The sequence below is a fragment of the Ruegeria sp. THAF33 genome (genome assembly GCF_009363615.1).
In the GTDB taxonomy this organism is placed as follows: Bacteria; Pseudomonadota; Alphaproteobacteria; order Rhodobacterales; family Rhodobacteraceae; genus Ruegeria.
Genome location: NZ_CP045384.1, coordinates 1,341,184 through 1,358,377 on the forward strand (window position 1 = coordinate 1,341,184; position 17,194 = coordinate 1,358,377).

19 protein-coding genes are annotated in these 17,194 nt (G+C 57.8%); 8 read left to right on the top strand and 11 right to left on the bottom strand.

What is annotated here, in order from left to right; all coding sequences use genetic code 11:
- Positions 1–14: 14 nt before the first annotated feature.
- From FIU92_RS06715 to cobA, 5 genes are all read right to left on the bottom strand, one after another.
- A complete protein-coding gene (locus tag FIU92_RS06715) occupies positions 15–422 on the bottom strand; it encodes a DUF934 domain-containing protein (protein WP_152457834.1) in 408 nt (135 codons plus the stop codon).
- Positions 419–1,180: a phosphoadenylyl-sulfate reductase gene (locus tag FIU92_RS06720; RefSeq protein ID WP_152457835.1), complete on the bottom strand. Its 762-nt coding sequence runs from the start codon at positions 1,178–1,180 to the stop codon at positions 419–421. Before FIU92_RS06720 ends, FIU92_RS06715 begins: the two co-directional genes overlap by 4 nt.
- Positions 1,170–2,834: a nitrite/sulfite reductase gene (locus FIU92_RS06725; protein ID WP_152457836.1), complete on the bottom strand. Its 1,665-nt coding sequence runs from the start codon at positions 2,832–2,834 to the stop codon at positions 1,170–1,172. The genes FIU92_RS06720 and FIU92_RS06725 overlap by 11 nt, the downstream gene beginning before the upstream one ends.
- 65 nt (positions 2,835–2,899) lie before the next feature.
- Positions 2,900–3,214, bottom strand: a complete 315-nt coding sequence (locus FIU92_RS06730) for a DUF2849 domain-containing protein (protein WP_152457837.1) — start codon at positions 3,212–3,214, stop codon at positions 2,900–2,902.
- A complete protein-coding gene (gene cobA / locus FIU92_RS06735) occupies positions 3,214–3,990 on the bottom strand; it encodes a uroporphyrinogen-III C-methyltransferase (protein ID WP_152457838.1) in 777 nt (258 codons plus the stop codon). The genes FIU92_RS06730 and cobA overlap by 1 nt, the downstream gene beginning before the upstream one ends.
- Positions 3,991–4,134: 144 nt before the next feature.
- Here cobA and FIU92_RS06740 point away from each other — a divergent pair, with 144 nt between their 5' ends.
- Positions 4,135–4,617: an Lrp/AsnC family transcriptional regulator gene (locus tag FIU92_RS06740; protein WP_117869097.1), complete on the top strand. Its 483-nt coding sequence runs from the start codon at positions 4,135–4,137 to the stop codon at positions 4,615–4,617.
- A 127-nt stretch (positions 4,618–4,744) separates the two neighbouring features.
- Here the strand turns inward: FIU92_RS06740 and FIU92_RS06745 are convergent, their stop codons facing one another.
- Positions 4,745–5,926 (bottom strand): cytochrome P450, encoded by a 1,182-nt coding sequence (locus FIU92_RS06745; RefSeq protein ID WP_152457839.1) that lies wholly within the window; start codon positions 5,924–5,926, stop codon positions 4,745–4,747.
- Here FIU92_RS06745 and FIU92_RS06750 point away from each other — a divergent pair.
- The 6 genes from FIU92_RS06750 to FIU92_RS06775 all read left to right on the top strand — a co-directional run bounded on the left by FIU92_RS06750 (position 5,925) and on the right by FIU92_RS06775 (position 12,931).
- Positions 5,925–7,706 (top strand): ATP-binding protein, encoded by a 1,782-nt coding sequence (locus FIU92_RS06750; protein WP_152457840.1) that lies wholly within the window; start codon positions 5,925–5,927, stop codon positions 7,704–7,706. The genes FIU92_RS06745 and FIU92_RS06750 overlap by 2 nt on opposite strands.
- On the top strand, positions 7,703–8,932 hold the full coding sequence (locus FIU92_RS06755) for a sigma-54 dependent transcriptional regulator (RefSeq protein ID WP_152457841.1): 1,230 nt from the start codon (positions 7,703–7,705) through the stop codon (positions 8,930–8,932). The genes FIU92_RS06750 and FIU92_RS06755 overlap by 4 nt, the downstream gene beginning before the upstream one ends.
- 362 nt (positions 8,933–9,294) lie before the next feature.
- Positions 9,295–10,296 carry a DctP family TRAP transporter solute-binding subunit gene (locus FIU92_RS06760; protein ID WP_152457842.1) on the top strand — a complete coding sequence of 334 codons (1,002 nt, stop codon included), beginning with the start codon at positions 9,295–9,297 and terminating at the stop codon, positions 10,294–10,296.
- Between the two features lie 115 nt (positions 10,297–10,411).
- Positions 10,412–11,089 (top strand): TRAP transporter small permease, encoded by a 678-nt coding sequence (locus tag FIU92_RS06765; protein ID WP_152457843.1) that lies wholly within the window; start codon positions 10,412–10,414, stop codon positions 11,087–11,089.
- Positions 11,089–12,465 carry a TRAP transporter large permease gene (locus tag FIU92_RS06770; RefSeq protein WP_152457844.1) on the top strand — a complete coding sequence of 459 codons (1,377 nt, stop codon included), beginning with the start codon at positions 11,089–11,091 and terminating at the stop codon, positions 12,463–12,465. Before FIU92_RS06765 ends, FIU92_RS06770 begins: the two co-directional genes overlap by 1 nt.
- Positions 12,466–12,619: 154 nt before the next feature.
- Positions 12,620–12,931 (top strand): multidrug efflux SMR transporter, encoded by a 312-nt coding sequence (locus tag FIU92_RS06775; protein WP_152457845.1) that lies wholly within the window; start codon positions 12,620–12,622, stop codon positions 12,929–12,931.
- A gap of 490 nt (positions 12,932–13,421) precedes the next feature.
- Here FIU92_RS06775 and tpiA read toward each other — a convergent pair whose 3' ends face one another.
- Positions 13,422–14,171, bottom strand: coding sequence for a triose-phosphate isomerase (gene tpiA, locus FIU92_RS06780; protein WP_152457846.1), 750 nt, complete (start codon positions 14,169–14,171; stop codon positions 13,422–13,424).
- Between the two features lie 148 nt (positions 14,172–14,319).
- On the bottom strand, positions 14,320–14,685 hold the full coding sequence (locus FIU92_RS06785) for an iron-sulfur cluster assembly accessory protein (RefSeq protein ID WP_152457847.1): 366 nt from the start codon (positions 14,683–14,685) through the stop codon (positions 14,320–14,322).
- Positions 14,686–14,974: 289 nt separating this feature from the next.
- Here FIU92_RS06785 and FIU92_RS06790 point away from each other — a divergent pair, with 289 nt between their 5' ends.
- Complete coding sequence (locus FIU92_RS06790; protein ID WP_152457848.1) at positions 14,975–15,244, top strand: hypothetical protein; 270 nt, start codon at positions 14,975–14,977, stop codon at positions 15,242–15,244.
- A 220-nt stretch (positions 15,245–15,464) separates the two neighbouring features.
- Here FIU92_RS06790 and FIU92_RS06795 read toward each other — a convergent pair whose 3' ends face one another.
- The 3 genes from FIU92_RS06795 to FIU92_RS06805 form a co-directional block, all read right to left on the bottom strand.
- Positions 15,465–15,827 carry an SUF system Fe-S cluster assembly protein gene (locus tag FIU92_RS06795; protein ID WP_152457849.1) on the bottom strand — a complete coding sequence of 121 codons (363 nt, stop codon included), beginning with the start codon at positions 15,825–15,827 and terminating at the stop codon, positions 15,465–15,467.
- A gap of 94 nt (positions 15,828–15,921) precedes the next feature.
- On the bottom strand, positions 15,922–16,200 hold the full coding sequence (locus FIU92_RS06800; protein ID WP_152457850.1) for an NfeD family protein: 279 nt from the start codon (positions 16,198–16,200) through the stop codon (positions 15,922–15,924).
- A complete protein-coding gene (locus FIU92_RS06805; RefSeq protein WP_152457851.1) occupies positions 16,200–17,090 on the bottom strand; it encodes an SPFH domain-containing protein in 891 nt (296 codons plus the stop codon). The genes FIU92_RS06800 and FIU92_RS06805 overlap by 1 nt, the downstream gene beginning before the upstream one ends.
- Positions 17,091–17,194 lie beyond the last annotated feature (104 nt).

Consider the following 17,194-nt stretch of genomic DNA (forward strand, 5'->3'; position numbering starts at 1 on the left):
GCGATGGGCGGATTTTAACCGCGCAAACGCGCCTGATAATTGTTCTCTTTCCAGTCGGCCCGGGAAAGCCACTGATCTTCGGGCTGGCGATCTGCCAGGTCTCCGTCAATCTCAACTTCGTCAAAGCCGCAGCGGCGCGCCATAGCATACTGATCTGCCAGAACATGACCCTTGGCGCGCAAGCGTCCCGTATAGCCCTTAAGGCGCAAGGTGCGGGCGATGGTAAAGCCGCGACCGTCGGCAAAGGATGGAAAATCCACCCGGACCAGCTTGGCACTGCCCAAGCGGTCAAAAAGCTCATCCGGGTCCGTGTCCGAGCTGACGTCCAGCGCAACCACGTCATTTGCGGCATCATCCAGAGTGACAAAGCCGTCGGTCCAGTCATCGGGCGAAAAGCCCTCATCCGTTACGATTACGTTCATGTTTTCTCTCCGATGCGCACCATCTTGCCATCGACAAAATGAATGCCGCATTCTTCCTTGTTCTGATCGCGCCAGCGGCCGGCGCGGGGGTCTTCGCCTTCCTTCACCGGCGAAGTGCAGGGCGCACAGCCGATCGAAGGGTATCCTTTGGCCACCAGCGGATGCCGGGGCAGGTTGTTTTCTTCCATATAGGCGCGCACATCGTCCGGCGCCCAATGGGCCAGCGGATTGACCTTGATCCGGCCCGTGCCGTCTTCGACCTCGAAAAACTCGAGCGCGGCGCGCGTGCCGGACTGAAACCGTTTTCGGCCGGTAATCCAACCGCAATACCCGGTCAGGGCTTGCTGCAAAGGAAAGGTCTTGCGAAGGTTGCAGCACGCATCCGTATCCCGCAGGCGCAGCGCGCCATAGGGGTCTTCGCGTTGCAGTTCTTCGTCATCCGCCCGGATGATCCGGATGTTCCTGAGCCCCAGGCGCTCGCTGACTTCCTGCTGGTACTCCAGCGTTTCGGTGAACAGCAATTGGGTATCCACGAACAACACCGGCGTCATCTTGTCGATCACGGCAGCCATGTGCAGCAGCACCACCGATTCCGCGCCAAAGCTTGAGACCAGAGCAAGCGCATCGATCTCTTCAAGGGCGCCATGAATCACGTCATGGGCGCTGTGGTGACGGAACCGGGCATTCAATGCGTTGACCTTCTCGGTCAGGTCGCTGCGGTCTTTGCCCAGTTCCGTTTGGATCAGATCAAGCGGCATTCGCCCGAGCCTCGGGGTAGAGGGCGGCCTTGAACGGCTCCATGCCGACGCGGCGATAGGTCATAAGAAAGGTTTCTTCAGCACTCTCGCGCAGATCCAGGTAGGTGTCGACGATGCGTTCCACGGCCGGCACGATCTCGTCATAGGCAAAACCCGGACCGGTGCGGTCGCCGATCGCGGCCGTCTCGGTGGCGTCGCCACCCAGGGTGATCTGGTAGTTTTCGACGCCTGCACGATCCAGGCCCAGGATGCCGATATGGCCCACATGGTGGTGGCCGCAGGCGTTGATGCAGCCCGAGATCTTGATCTTCAGGTGCCCGATGTCATGCTCCAGCTTCAACTCTTCGAAGCGGGTTGCAATTTCCTGAGCAACCGGGATCGAACGCGCCGTCGCCAGCGCGCAGTAATCCATGCCGGGGCAAGCGATGATGTCGCTGATCAGGCCGATATTGGCGGTGGCCAGTTCGTGTTCCTTCAGCTTGGCGTGGATCGCGGGCAGGTCCGATTTGTGGACATGCGGCAGGATCACGTTCTGCTCGTGGCTGATACGCAACTCATCATAGGCGAATTCTTCGGCCAGATCGGCCATCACGCGCATCTGCTCGGCGGTCGCATCACCCGGCGTCTGACCGTGTTTCTTGATCGAGATCGTAACGATCGCGTGGTCCGCGTTCTTGTGGGGCGCGATGTTGGTATCGACCCACGACCGGAAAACCGGATCGTTGGAATAGGCGCTTTCAAATGATGCAATCGAACCTTCGCGGAAGGCCGGAGGCGCAAAATGGCCCTTGATCTCATCCAGCAGCGCCATGTCGGCGCCCTTGAACTGTGGGCGAACCTGCAAGAAACGTTCATTCACCTTGGCGCGGATGGTGTCGATGCCGTGTTCATGCACGGTGATCTTGATGCGCGCCTTGTACTTGTTGTCGCGGCGACCGATCTGGTTCCAGACCGACACGGTGGCTTCCAGATAGGCCAGTAGATCATCGAATGCGACGAATTCGGACAGTTCCTTGCCGATCATGGGCGTACGGCCCAGACCGCCACCGACGATGACGCGCGCACCCAGAACGCCGTCACGTTCGACCAGTTGCAGGCCGATGTCATGCGCTTTGATCACGGCGCGGTCGTTTTCCGAACCGGTGATCGCGATCTTGAACTTGCGCGGCATGAACTGGAACTCCGGGTGGTCGGTCGACCACTGGCGCAGCAGTTCGGCATAGGGGCGCGGGTCGGCGACCTCATCCGCAGCGGCACCGGCGAAATGGTCGGCGGTCACGTTGCGGATGGTGTTGCCCGAGGTCTGGATGGCGTGCATGCCGACCTCGGCCAGCGCGTCCAGCATGTCTGGCACATCTTTCAGTTTCGGCCAGTTGTACTGGATGTTCTGACGGGTGGTGAAATGGCCATAACCCTTGTCCCACTTTTCAGCCAGCAGGGCCAATTGGCGCATTTGTGCGCTGTTCAGCGTGCCGTAGGGAATGGCGACCCGCAGCATGTATGCGTGCAGTTGCAGATACAGGCCGTTCATCAGGCGCAGCGGCTTGAATTCATCTTCGGTCAGCGAACCGTCAATGCGGCGCTCGACCTGAGCGCGGAACTGCGCGTTACGCTCTGCCAGAAAATCTTTGTCAAACTCGGAGTAGCGATACATGTCTAGCTGTCCTTGGTTGCAGCCCCGAACCTGGGGCCTTGAAGGGGAGAGAGAAGGGCCAGAGGTCAGGCCCGGGGCTGCGGGGAAGTTTCCTGTTTGCCGTGGGCATAGTTGGACGGACCAGTGCGGCGGAAGTCTTCCCGGAAATGGGTGGGCTCGGGGCCGTTTTCGCCAGCGACGGCATCGGCCAGATAAGCGCCCACGATTTTGTTTGCCTGACGCGCGGCATCCAGCAGGCGAACCTGCGCATGCGCCTCGTCGGTGATCAGTTCTGCCTCGCTCAGGTCACGGGACCAGCGGTCATCTTCGGTCAGGTAAATCACGTCACCTTCGAGCAAGTCATTTGCAGTGACGACTTTGGGGGTAAAAGCGCGGGCCATCAGGCAAGCTCCTTGTTGAATTCGGTTACAGCCTGCGCCGCTTCGCGCGGGGCAAGGCCATAGAAGGTCAGGGCCGGTCCATCCATTTCGGCGGCGGCCAGATCGGTGGGCAACTGGTCCAAGGTGGTGGCCAAAATCCGTTGGTCGGGACGCGAGGCATTCTCGACCAGGGTAATGGGGGTGGTGCGATCGGCGCCGTGCATGATCAGACGGCCCTGAATGAACCGAGCGGATTTCTTGCCCATGTAGATTGCCGCCACGGAACCGGCCTGAGCCAGAGCGTTCCAATCGTGATCCGCGAATCCTTGCATGTCGTGCCCGGTCAAAAAACGCACCGATGAGTTGCGTCCACGGCGGGTCAGGCTTTGACCGATGCCAGCCACTGCGGCAGAGGCCGCCGTGATGCCGGGAATGATCTGCCAGGATATGCCGGCCGCATCGACGGCTTCGATTTCTTCGTCCAGACGACCAAAGATTGTGGGATCCCCCGATTTCAGGCGCACCACACGGTTGCCATTCAGGGCGTGTTCAACCAGAAGCGCGTCGATATCGCTTTGCTTCCACGAGGGGCCGAACCCGGCCTTGCCGACATCGACCAAAGCGGCATTCTGGGCGGCAATGTCCAGCACGGGCTTGCTGATCAGGCGATCATGCAGCACCACATCCGCGCGCTCGAATGCGGCCAACGCTTTGAGCGTCAGCAATTCGGGGTCACCGGGCCCGGCGCCGACAAAGTCGACATGACCTTTGGGCTTGGTTGTGTGAAAATCCTGCATCGGATCGTCTCGGGCATTGTTTGACTTGACCCTCAATATAGGAAATATTCCCACCAAAGCGCCATATCGCCGCTGAAATAAGGACAAATGTTCCGATTTTCGGGAAAATCGGAACAGGGGTGTCGAAACAGAAGGAAAATTGGAATGTCGGTGCGGATAGATGACACGGATCGAAAAATTCTGGCCGAGCTGCAACGGGACGCAGGCCAATCATTGGACGAAATTGCGGCTCGGGTCGGCAGTTCAAAGACGCCTGTCTGGAATCGCATTCGCAAGCTCAAGGGGGCGGGAATCATCGGCCAGCAAACGGTGCTGCTGGATGCCGAGGCACTTGGGTTCGAAGCCACCTTTTTTGTTTTGATCCGCACCTCGGAACATGAGGCGGACTGGCAACGTAAATTCCTGAAAGCATTGAAGGATCACCCCGAAGTGCAAGAGGCGCACCGGTTGGCGGGTGATATCGACTATATCCTGAAAGTCCGGGTCAAGAACGCACGTGCCTATGATCAGTTCTATCAGTCGCTCATCTCGGAGGTGCGTGTGCACAATGTCACGGCGTTGTTGTCCATGGAAGAGATCAAGTCCACGACGATGCTGCCGCTGAATGCGTTGGCAGAGGGGGCTTAGAACCCACGGCCATACCCTTCTGCCTGTGTCTTTCATGGGGCTTTGAGCCAGATGAACTGATGGGTGTTTTCATCCTGCCGGAAGCAAAATCGCCGGAAGCGTCGTGTAGATGTGCGAGATGTGATGGCTAACGTCTGACCAGCAGCTGATTCAGCCCGTGAAAGTGATAGCTGTCCGAGAAAAGCGGCGGCGCAGCCAGTTTCAGGTTTGGACAGCTTTCGAACAGGATCGGCAAAGCAATGCGCATTTCCAGACGCGCCAGAGGTGCGCCAACGCAGAAATGAATTCCGCCCCCAAAGCTTGTGTTGACTTCAATCGGACGGCTCGGCTGAAACGTGTGCGGTTCAGCCCAGACAGCGGGGTCGCGGTTGGCCGCGCCAAGCAACAGTGCCACTTGATCGCCACGTTTGAATGAATGGCCGAACAGGTCCACGTCCTCATACGCGTAGCGTGTGAACATGTGCAAAGGCGGATCATAGCGCAGGATTTCTTCGATGGTTGCGTCGAGTCCATCCGGTGCCAGGGCGTCGGGGGCGGTACGGGTCTGCAACAGGGTTTTCACCCCGTTCCCCAGTGAATGCACGGTAGCCTCATGGCCTGCGTTGAGCAGCAGGATGCAGGTGGCAACCAGCTCGTCCAGTGACAGTTTCTGGCCTTCTTCCTCGGCGCTTATCAACCGGGTTATCAGGTCGTCCCGTGGATCATTGCGCCGCAGCTCTATGTATTCCTTCAGGAATTCGGTGAATTCCCGAGATGATTTGGCGGCCCTGTCTTCGGTGTCCTGCGTGCGATTGGCCTGATACATGGCAACCATATCGTGAGACCACTGCAACAGATCGGGCGCCATGGCTTCGGGGACGCCCAGAAGCCGGCAGATCGTGACCACCGGAACCTGAGTGCAATAGGCTTCCAACAGGTCGAACGTGTTCCGAGGGAAGTCCTTGATCAGGCCGTGGCACAGATCTTCGATGGAAGGTTGCAGCGCAGAAATCGCCCGTGACGTGAAGGCGCGCATCACCAATGATCGAAGGCGTGTGTGCCTTGGCGGTTCTGCCTCAAGCAGTGAATGGGCCTCGATGGCCAGCCAGGGCGCCAGATGGGCGGGACCTTGCTCTGCCAGTTCGGGCGGTACCTCGCGGCCAAATCTGCGGTCCCGAAATAGGGTGCGAACCGCGCGGTTTGAAACCGCGGCGACCACACCATAGTCCTGCCAATAGAACAGATCGCCCGAGCCTCGCGCCTTGTCGTAGAACGGGTAGGGGTTTTGGACGAAACCCGGGTCTGTCGGTGATTGCGAAAAAGACTTCATGCGCCGCACACTTGCCATGCGGCGCATTGAATGCAAGACCCTGTCTATGCACAGGGTTTGGTTCATTTCCGGTTTTTTGCTCGCCGTTGGGCTATTGTCGGGGTTTGTCTGGTCTTATGGATATCGACAGGCCCTGTCTCAGCTGAGCGAGAAGGCAGAGGCAGATCTTGAGCTGGCGGCTGACCGGCTGAGCACGCAGATGCAAGTGTATCAGGAACTTGCCGTGCTGATGGCAACTCATCCCGTTTTGCATGAACTGGATACGCAGGCCGGTATTCGCCAAGCCCGGGCAACGCTGCTGGACGTCGCTGACAAAACGGCCGCCGTAAACATGATGTATCTGGATACGAACGGACAGGTGCTGGTATCGGCGCAGCCTGTGTCCCAGCGCAACATGGCCCATCATCCGGCTTTCCGCCGTGCGATGCAGGGCGCCTTGGGCAGTGCGCATGAGGTTGTACCTTCCGGCGAAGACCGGATCTATTCCTATGCCGCCCCCACTTTTGGCCCGTCTGGCCAGATCGAAGGCGCGTTGATGGTCGTTGCTGATGTTCAGGACGTTGAACAAACGTGGCGTGGCAGTACCGAGGCGGTTTTCTTTGTCGATTCAGATGGTGTCGTTTTCATTTCCAACAGATCCGACCTGCTGTTCTGGCGCCGGGCGGACGGTGAGGCGGGATTGACGCCGCCAGATGGTGCGGCCGTCGATTTTTCTTCGAAACAGGTCGGCAGGCACGAGTTGTGGCATTTGAACTGGGGGCGTTACCTGCCGCGCGATGCGCTGCATCTGACCCTTGATTTGCCGGTGATCGACATGACGGCCGAGGTTCTGGTGGATGTGGCGCCAGCCCTTCAGCTTGCCAGGCTTCAGGCGGCGGCCGTCGCGGCGATCTGTCTGGCCTTTGGGGCCATGCTCTTTCTTGCCATGGAGCGGCGGCGGGCATTGGCAGAAGCGAATACCGTTCTGGAAAGCCGTGTGGCCAAACGTACCCATGACCTGACAGTGGCAAATGCCAGTTTGCGCAAGGAAGTGGCGGAACGGGAAGAAGCCGAGGCGGCGCTGCGGCGGGCCCAGGCAGACCTGGTGCAGGCGGGAAAGCTCAGCGCTTTGGGGCAAATGTCGGCGGGCATCAGCCATGAACTGAACCAGCCGCTTATGGCCATACGACAATTCGCGGATAACGGTTCAGCGTTCATGACGCGGGGAAAACCTGAAATGGCTGCCGAGAACCTGGGACGGATCTCGGAAATGGCGGCGCGGATGGCGCGGATCATCAAGAACCTTCGCGCCTTTGCCCGCAACGAAAGCGAACCGATGGGGCGGGTTGACCTGATTCAGGTTCTCAACACCGCTGTTGAACTGACCGAGGCCCGCCTGCGAGACGACGATGTAACCCTGAACTGGACCCCCCCGAATGGCGCTGTGTATGTTTGGGGGGGTGAAGTACGTTTGGTGCAGGTGTTCGTGAATCTGATCAACAATGCGGCGGATGCAATGCTGGGGCGACCAAAACGGATTATTTCGATAACGCTGCGAAAAGGCGCACGATTGAGCGTTTCCTTGCAGGATACTGGCCCGGGCATTGAAGACCCCGACCGAATGTTCGAGCCCTTCTATTCCACGAAAAGCGTTGGATCGTCAGAAGGTTTGGGGCTGGGGCTTTCCATTTCCTACGGGCTGGTTCAAAGCTTTGGTGGGGATATACGGGGCGCGAACACGGCGGATGGGGCCATGTTTACCGTCGAACTGGAACCCTGCGACAAGGAAGAGGCCGCATGATGCGCAGGGTTTTGTTGGTCGATGATGATGCCGCCGTACGCGAGGCCCTGTCTCAAACTCTAGAATTGGCGGACTATCAGCCAACGACCGCTGGATCCTTTGTGGCGGCCAAGGATCACATCAGCCCCGAGTTTCCCGGTGTCATCATCTCGGATATCCGCATGCCGGGGCGGGACGGGTTCCATCTTTTGTCTTATGCCCGAGAGGTCGATCCGGATCTTCCCGTGGTTCTTCTGACGGGTGAGGGCGATATTCCCATGGCCGTCGACGCCATGGGAAAGGGTGCGTTCGATTTTCTGGAAAAGCCGTGCGCCGCGTCCGATCTTCTGGAGGTGCTTGAACGCGCCTTTGCAGCCCGTTCGCAGGTATTGGAGCAAAGAGCGGCGAAATCCGAGCTGGAACGAGGAGACCCCGCCGCGCGTTTGCTGTTCGGCCTGTCGCCCCAGGCCGAGGCCCTGCGCGAGCGGGTTCGGACCGTTGCGCCAACAGGTGCCGAAGTTCTTGTGACAGGACCGCCAGGCAGCGGCATCTCGAAGGTCGCCGAGGTCGTGCATCTGATGTCGCCAGCAGGGCAGGGACCATTTGTCAAACGCACGGCCTCAAGCCTCAGCCCCGACGACTTGGCCGAGAGCTGTGAAGATGCGGCAGGTGGGTCATTGTTTCTGGACGAAGTCTCGGCCATGCCCCATGCCACGCAATTTGCGGCGTTGGAGATCATCGAGCATGGACCAGGCGGGCGTATCATTGCGGGAACGACCGCTGATCTTTCAGCGCTGAGTTCTGAAGGCCGGTTCAATGCAGACCTGTTTTACAGGCTGGATGTCATGCGGGTGCGTATTCCATCGCTGGCAGAACGCCCCGACGACATTCCGGTGATCTTCCGCCATTACGTTGCACAGGCCGCAGAACAGGCGGGGATCGTGGCGCCGGAAATCTCGTCCGAGCATCTGGCGTCGCTAATGGCCAGCGACTGGCCGGGGAATGCGCGATCCCTGATGTCAGCCGCGATGCGCTTCGTGCTGGGAATGCCGGAAGAAGTCGCGCAGGCAACTGATCTGGGGCTCAGCGAACAGATGGCGCGGGTGGAGCGGTCGCTGCTCATCGCGGCGCTGGGTCGTCACAACGGTAAGGCATCAGATGCGGCGAAGGCATTGAAACTGCCGCGCAAGACATTTTACGACAAGCTGGCACGGTACCAGATTCGGGCCGAGGATTACCGGCGGTAACGGTCGGGCTCCCGCCACCTTTTTCCGCATTAACATGCGTCTAAAGCTGTTGGGCCGGGCAGCCCGCTGTCGCGGGCTGCGGTTTCGCACCAGTTGATTCGGGTGTTTTGATTCGCAGGGTGTGCGGATTTCCGCACAAACTGGAAGATTGCTGTGCGGAATCTCGCACTTGGGGTTTCGAATGCGTCGACGGAGCGTAGTAAGGCGCTCCATAACCTGCTGAAATAAAATATCTAAATAGAAAATCGAGGGGCAAAAAACAAATCGTTGAGTGGATCGTGCCGATTCGTTTCACTTCGCTGCATCTGATACCGAATTGGTGTCGAAGGACAATTTCAAGGAAGTCTGGGAGGAAAAGACAGATGAGATTCCTGACAACGGCAGCAACCGCTCTGGCCCTGACAGTCACTGCGACCGCAGGCGTGGCAGCCTGTGACGATGGTGAAATCGTCGTCAAGTTCGCGCATGTGACCAACACTGACAAACACCCCAAGGGCATTGCCGCATCGCTGCTGGAACAGCGCGTCAATGACGAGATGAACGGCGTGATGTGCATGGAGGTCTATCCGAACTCGACCCTGTACAACGACGACAAGGTGCTGGAAGCGATGTTGCAGGGCGACGTTCAGCTGGCCGCACCGTCGCTGTCAAAGTTCGAGAAGTTCACCAAGCAGTTCCGCCTGTTTGACCTGCCGTTCATGTTCAAGAACATCGATGCTGTGGATGCATTCCAGGCTTCGGCCGATGGTCAGGCGATGAAGGACAGCATGCAGCGCCGTGGCCTTCAGGGGCTGGCCTTCTGGCACAACGGCATGAAGCAGATGTCGGCCAACAAGCCGCTGGTCGATCCGTCGGATGCAAACGGTCTGAAGTTCCGCGTGCAGTCTTCGGACGTTCTGGTGGCACAGATGGAGGCCATTGGTGGCAGCCCGCAGAAAATGGCGTTCTCGGAAGTTTACGGCGCGCTGCAACAGGGGGTTGTGGATGGTCAGGAAAACACCTGGTCGAACATCTATGGCAAGAAGTTCTTCGAAGTGCAGGACGGCATCACCGAGACCAACCACGGTATCATCGACTATCTGGTCGTAACCTCTGTGGACTGGCTGGACAGCCTGGATCCGGACGTGCGTGACCAGTTCCTGACCATTCTGGCTGAAGTCACGGAAACACGGAACAAGGAAGCCTTTGCCGTGAACGAAGCAGCCAAAGCTTCGATCGTTGAAGCAGGCGGTGTCATCCGCGAATTGACCCCGGAACAGCGTCAGGCCTGGGTTGATGCGATGAAGCCTGTTTGGGACCAGTTCGCAGGTGACGTGGGTCAGGACAAGATCGACGCGGCTCAGGCCATCAACGCCGGCTTCTGAATCTGGCTAAAGGCAGAGCGCGTCCGGGGACTGGGGAGTATTCGACGCGCTGGCCGGGCGGGCTGAACAAGCCCGCCCAACACTCTCTCATCACAAAAAATGCGGGGACAGAAAGATGTCTGGTGCGAATTCCGGCCAAGGCGGGCTGGTCGACCATATCGAAGAAACCCTGATCGCGTGTCTGTTGGGCCTGATGACGGTCGTGACATTTGCCAACGTGATCGCGCGGTTTGTTTTCAATTCCAATATCCTGTGGGCGCTTGAACTGACGGTGTTCACTTTTGGCTGGCTGGTGCTGCTTGGTGCTTCTTACGCGGTCAAGAAACACTCTCATCTGGGTGTTGATGCGATCCTGAACATGCTGGCCCCGGCGCCGCGTCGCATTCTGGCGCTCATCGCCGTGGGGTGCTGTCTGGTGTTTTCGCTGCTGTTGCTGAAAGGCGCCTATGACTATTGGGCGGTATTCGCGGATCTGCCGCCGACATCCGGACGCTGGTTCCCGACCGGGTTCAACTTCGACGCCCGCAGCCAGAGCTTCTATGAGGTTGACGATATCCCGATGGTCGCTCCGCTGCGGTTTCTGGAAGACCTGATCAACTATGGCGAAGGGTACGAGAAGCTTCCCAAAGTGGTGCCCTATTTGGTGCTGCCGGTATCGATGCTGCTGCTGGTGATCCGGTTCGCCCAGGTTGCCGTTCAGATCTGGCGTGGTGAAACGGATCGCCTTGTCGCCAGCCACGAAGTCGAGGACGAGATCGAAGAAGTCCGCGCTCAGCAAGGAGAGCACAACTGATGGACGTCGTACTTCTTTTCTCGATGGTCGTCGGCCTGCTGCTGATCGGTGTGCCGATTGCGGTTGCGCTTGGCCTCAGCTCGACCCTGTTTCTGCTGATCTACTCTGACAGTTCACTCGCTTCTGTCGCGGGCACGCTGTTCGAAGCTTTTGAAGGGCATTTTACGCTGCTTGCGATCCCGTTCTTCATTCTGGCGTCGTCCTTCATGACAACAGGTGGTGTCGCACGACGGATCATCCGGTTCTCGATCGCCTGTGTCGGGCATTTGCCCGGCGGGCTGGCGATTGCGGGCGTCTTTGCCTGTATGCTGTTCGCAGCCCTGTCCGGGTCGTCTCCGGCGACCGTGGTCGCCATTGGCTCGATCGTAATCGCGGGGATGCGTCAGGTGGGCTATTCCAAGGAATTTGCCGCCGGTGTGATCTGCAACGCGGGGACACTGGGTATTCTGATCCCTCCGTCCATCGTCATGGTCGTATATGCCGCCGCTGTTGAAGTCTCGGTTGGGCGCATGTTCCTTGCGGGGGTTATTCCCGGTCTGATGGCTGGTTTGATGCTGATGATCACCATCTATGTCATGGCCAAGGTCAAGAACCTGCCCAAGGGTGAATGGAAAGGCTGGGGAGAGATCTTTACCTCGGCCCGTGAGGCCGGTTGGGGTCTTTTCCTGATCGTCATCATTCTGGGTGGTATCTATGGTGGCATCTTCACCCCGACCGAGGCCGCCGCAGTCGCCGCAGTCTACGCGTTCTTCATTGCCAGCTTTGTGTACAAGGACATGGGCCCGCTGAGCACGGAAGAAGGCACGCAGAACCTGCCGCTGCTGAAAAAACCCTATGCGCTGATCACGGCTTTCTTTCACCCGGACACCAAGCATACGCTGTTCGAGGCGGGCAAGCTGACGGTCACGCTGCTGTTCGTGATCGCCAACGCGCTGATCCTCAAGCATGTTCTGACCGACGAACAGGTGCCGCAGCATATCGCCGAAGCGATGCTGTCGGCGGGCCTTGGCCCGGTGGCTTTCCTGATCGTGGTAAACGTGATCCTGCTGATCGGCGGTCAGTTCATGGAACCGTCTGGCCTGCTGGTCATCGTGGCGCCCCTGGTGTTCCCGATCGCTATCGAGCTGGGCATCGACCCGATCCATCTGGGTATCATCATGGTGGTCAACATGGAGATCGGGATGATCACGCCTCCGGTCGGTCTGAACCTGTTCGTGACTTCGGGTGTTGCGGGTATGCCGATGATGAGCGTTGTGAAGGCGGCGCTGCCCTTCCTTGCGGTGCTGTTCGTCTTCCTGATCATGGTGACGTATATTCCGTGGATATCGACCTTCCTGCCCAACACCTTCATGGGGCCGGAAATAATAACCAACTAGACTGCCTGAAAACTGAACAAAGCCGGGTGGTGTCAACTGCCCGGCTTTTTCGTGTCTTGAAACCGCGCGATGGGTTCTTATCTGAGGCATAGAGGACGACCTCTGCTTTCTGGGACATCATTCGGGACGACCCGTACGGATATGAGGTTGTCTTATGCCCTGGATCTTTCTTCTGTTTGCTGGCCTTTTGGAAATTGTCTGGGCGGTTGCCATGAAGCAGTCGGCCGGTTTTACCCGATTGTGGCCGACGGCCGTGATGGGCGTTTCGATGTTGGGTTCATTTGGTCTGCTGGCGCTTGCAATGCGGGACTTGCCGTTGGGGACCGCATACACGATCTGGACTGGGATCGGTGCGGTGGGGGCGTTCAGTGTCGGTATTCTGTTTCTTGGCGAAGCCCTGACACCTGTGCGGATCGCAGCTGCGGTTCTGATCGTGACAGGCCTTGTGGTGATGAAGCTTTCCTGAAGCCCTTGACTGGCCAAGCCAAAGTACTTCGGCAGTTTGCAGTACACACACGAAGCTCGGAATTTTGACCGGCTCTGACAAACGCATTTTGTGTGGCTTCTAAAAAGGCGAACGCCGGATTTGATGGCGGCGGATGTCGCATCGCATAGGTTCTGGCGCGGGATTGCGGAGTTGTCTCACAAGGTCGCAATCAGCCTGTACAGGGCGGCAACCCGACCGTGCTGGAACAGATGGAAGCCCTGCGTAAGGCGGGGTGTCAGAAAACATATCGCGCCAATACCCAGTGTAATTTGTTCCCTTCCCATCGCTCAGATCGGAATCCCGCGTGTCTTCGTCAACTCACGGAGTTTCGTGCGCAAGGCAGGATTTTTGTACGATCAAAGGGGACGGGCCTGTTGTAGTGAACAACCCTGACCGCAACGCGTTGAAGCGACGATCTATTGAAAAAACCGATCCTTGAGCCGAAGAAACTGTGGGACGAAGTCTGGAATTAGGCGTCTTCCAGCGCTTGAATGATTCCCGAGAAATCAGACGCTTTCAGGCTGGCCCCGCCCACAAGTGCGCCATCGACGTTGGAAACTGAAAATATATCCGCCGCGTTGCTGGGTTTCACCGAACCGCCATAAAGCAGGCGGACAGAACGGCCCACGCCTTCGCCAAAGCGGCGCTCTAGCCGGGCGCGCATGAAGTCGTGAACTTCCCCGATTTCTTCCAGGGTGGGAACTTTGCCGGTGCCAATTGCCCAGATCGGTTCATATGCGACGATCAGGTTCTCGCCGGTCGACTGATCCGGGATCGACCCGGACATCTGGCCGCCGATTATGTCGAGCGTATTGGCCGCTTCGCGCTGCTCAAGGCTTTCGCCGACGCAAATGATCGCCTTCAGACCTGCATCCATTGCTGCGCGCGCCTTGGCCCGCACATCTTCGTCATGTTCACCGTGGTCCACGCGGCGCTCGGAATGGCCCAGGATGACCGATGTTGCACCGGCATCCACCAGCATATCCGCACTGATATCGCCGGTATGTGCGCCTGATTTCGCGGCATGACAGTCCTGACCACCGACAGAGATGGCGGTGCCCTGAACGGCAATTGATGCGCGGCTGAGCAATGTTGCCGGTGGGCAAATCAGGATATCCACCGATGCCGCCGGGTGGATCTGAGACAGCGCCTTCAACTCGGTCAACTCAGCGCCGGTCCCATTCATTTTCCAGTTTCCAGCCGCCAGCTTCTGCCGCATTTCGGTATCTCCCTGATCATCCGATGATTTTAGCATGCGGATAGCATTGTCGGCATCATCTTACAATTCTGCTCGCATGCTGATGCCGGACGGAAACATTGAAGATCGGTCCGCATGCGACGTTCAAATGAAAAGTGATGAGGCGGGCTTAGCCTTGTTGGCCGATGCTTTCGTCAAATTTGATCGACTCACCGCAGCCGCAGGCGTCGACGACGTTCGGGTTCTTGAATTTGAACCCGGATTCCAACAACGACACTTCGTAATCGATTTCGGTTCCAAACAGAAACATCTGGGCCATTGGCGCAATCATGATGCGCGCGCCATCCTGTTCGACGACTTCGTCATGGGGATCTGCCTGATCGACGTATTCCATGGTGTATTCCATGCCTGCACAGCCGCCTTTTTTGACGCCGATGCGCAAACCAGCGTGACCGCCCGAGTCCATCAGGCGGGTAATCTGCTCTGCGGCTTTGGGCGTCATGGTCACAGCCTGTTTGCCGGGGATGCCGAACATGTAAGTCTCCGTTGTCGCGCGTTACACCCAATCTAGGGGCCAAGGCTCGTTTGCTCAAGGCAATGTCGTGTAAAGAAATTGAATTCGCTGGAAAGCTTAGTGTTTCTGCGTCGCCGCTCCGCAAACTTGCTTTGATACGTGAGGCGGGGTTAGCATCGGTCTTATGAAGTTTTGGAACCCTGCCCGAATAGATGGCATGACATGAAGTGGTATAAATATGAATAATTTAGAGTCGAAAGTTAAATTAGCTTTACTTGCGCCCGCACTTTTTTTCGTAAGCGTGTGTGCGATGTCCGACGAAGCTTGGGCGGCCACGGGATCCGAACGGCACCCGGTGAATTGTGCAACGGCGGAAGGGGATCTGCGCGCAATTGCATCGGAAAAGAAACATGCGGAAGACAAACAACTGGAAAGCATTGCTGCCATAACACCTGCCGGGGCTCTGTTGGGGCTGGTCACGGGAACCGAGCAAAAAAGGCTGCAAATGCTGTCAGGTGACTACGTCAAGCAATTGGACGCCAGAGCGGCAGAGATCAAGGAAACCTGCAATCAGAATTGATCGTCGTTGTCGGAACAAAAAAGGACCGTTCTCGGGCAAGAACGGCCCATATTCTTGAGCTGGGAAGCGGGGGGCGGTCATGGCATACCCAGCCGAAGGCACCGCATACGCGAATGCCACCTTCGGGTGTTATCCGTCAGGAGTGTGACAGGGACTGCACGATAGGATGACAAAAACACCAAAGTTTCGTGACAGTCGGCTGGGGGCAAGTGCCTGATGGCTACATAAAGCCCAATTCCAGGCGCGCCTCATCTGACATCATCTCCATGCCCCAAGGCGGTTCCCAGGTCAGTTCGACATCGACTTCCTTGACGCCCGCAACAGGCTCTATGGCCTCGACAATCCAGCCGGGCATGTCGCCCGCGACCGGACATCCGGGTGCCGTCAGGGTCATGATGACCTTCACAGCGTTGTCCGGAGAAATGTCGATCGTATAGATCAGGCCCAGGTCATAGATGTTGACCGGAATTTCCGGATCGTAAACCGTGCGGCACGCTTCGACGACAGCCTCGTACAGCGGGTGTTCAATCGTTGATGGCGCAATCAACGGGGTGCCTTCAAACTGTTCGCTCGGGTGGGTCATCTTTGCCTCGGGTCAGTTGCCTGAGTGATTATATAGGGAATACCTGCAACAGCGTCCAGTAGGGGCGTGACGCTCGGGTGAGCGTCACTGTGTCTTAGTCATTGATGTCATGCGTGAAGGTTTTGACCTGACCATGCGGCAAGGCAAAAAGCCGGCGCAGGACAAGCCATGCGATCAACGAAAGAACTGCAAAGATCAGCGCAATCACATGCAATGACAATGTCAGACCGGGGATGATGAGGATGAGACCGGTGATCGCGGCCCCGATTGCAAAGCCCAGAAAGATGAATCCGGGCAGAACGATTTCCAGGATCCCCAGAGCCAGCGCGGCGGCCAGCCAGATCCACCAGGTCAGCCAAAAGGGATCAGCCATCATCTACCTCCTTTGAGCATTTTGAACGCGTCACCAAAGGCTTCGAGAGCATTGGCAGGCACAACTATGGTCTGCTTGCCGGAACCGTTGCCCAGTGCATTAAGGGCTTCAACCTGCTTCAACGCAACCTGATACTGCGCAGCCTCGATGCCATTGTCCTGAATGGCCTTGGCGACGACGCCTGTCGCGTAGGCCTCGGCCTCGGCCTGAATGCGTCGCGCCTTGGCGGTTTGTTCGGCTGCGTACAGCTCGGCATCGGCGTGCAGTTCGACGGCGCGTTTTTGGCCTTCGGCTTCGGTCACCTGCGCACGGCGGGCGCGTTCTGCGTTTAGCTGTTGCAGCATGGCATCGCGGGTGGCCTGATCCAGATTCACATCCAGAATCTCGGCCCGGGTCACTTCGATTCCCCAATCATCCACTGCGGTTTCAACGCTTTCTTGAATGCGTGTGATCAACTGTGCACGGTTCGACTGCACTTCGTCCAGATCCATCTTGCCGATCTCGGCACGAACGATACCGGCAACCGTGGTTGCAATCGCTCCGTCAACGTCGCGGATACGATAGACCGTCTTTTCCGGTTCGAGAATGCGGTAGAAGACAGAGGTGTCGATTTGCACCAGCACGTTGTCCTTGGTGATCGCGTCCTGTGTCGCGTTCGGCAACTGGCGTTCAAGGATCGAGATTTTGTGGCGGGCAACGTCCAGTAACGGAACGATGAAATTGATGCCGGGGCCAAGCACCGAATGCAGTCTTCCAAACCGTTCAACCACGTATTTTTCGGATTGCGGAACGATCTTGATGCCCTTGAAAATAATGATAACCACCAGCACGGCGGCCAGCAGGTAAATGATGTTTGATGAAAGCAGTCCGATGATCTGATCTTCGGTCATTCTGTCCTCTTTTTATTGTGTACTATGGTATACATATGGGGATCGAGTCGCTCGATTTCAACTCTGGTATGGAGGGAAAGCCGGCGGATGCAAACGCCTCACTA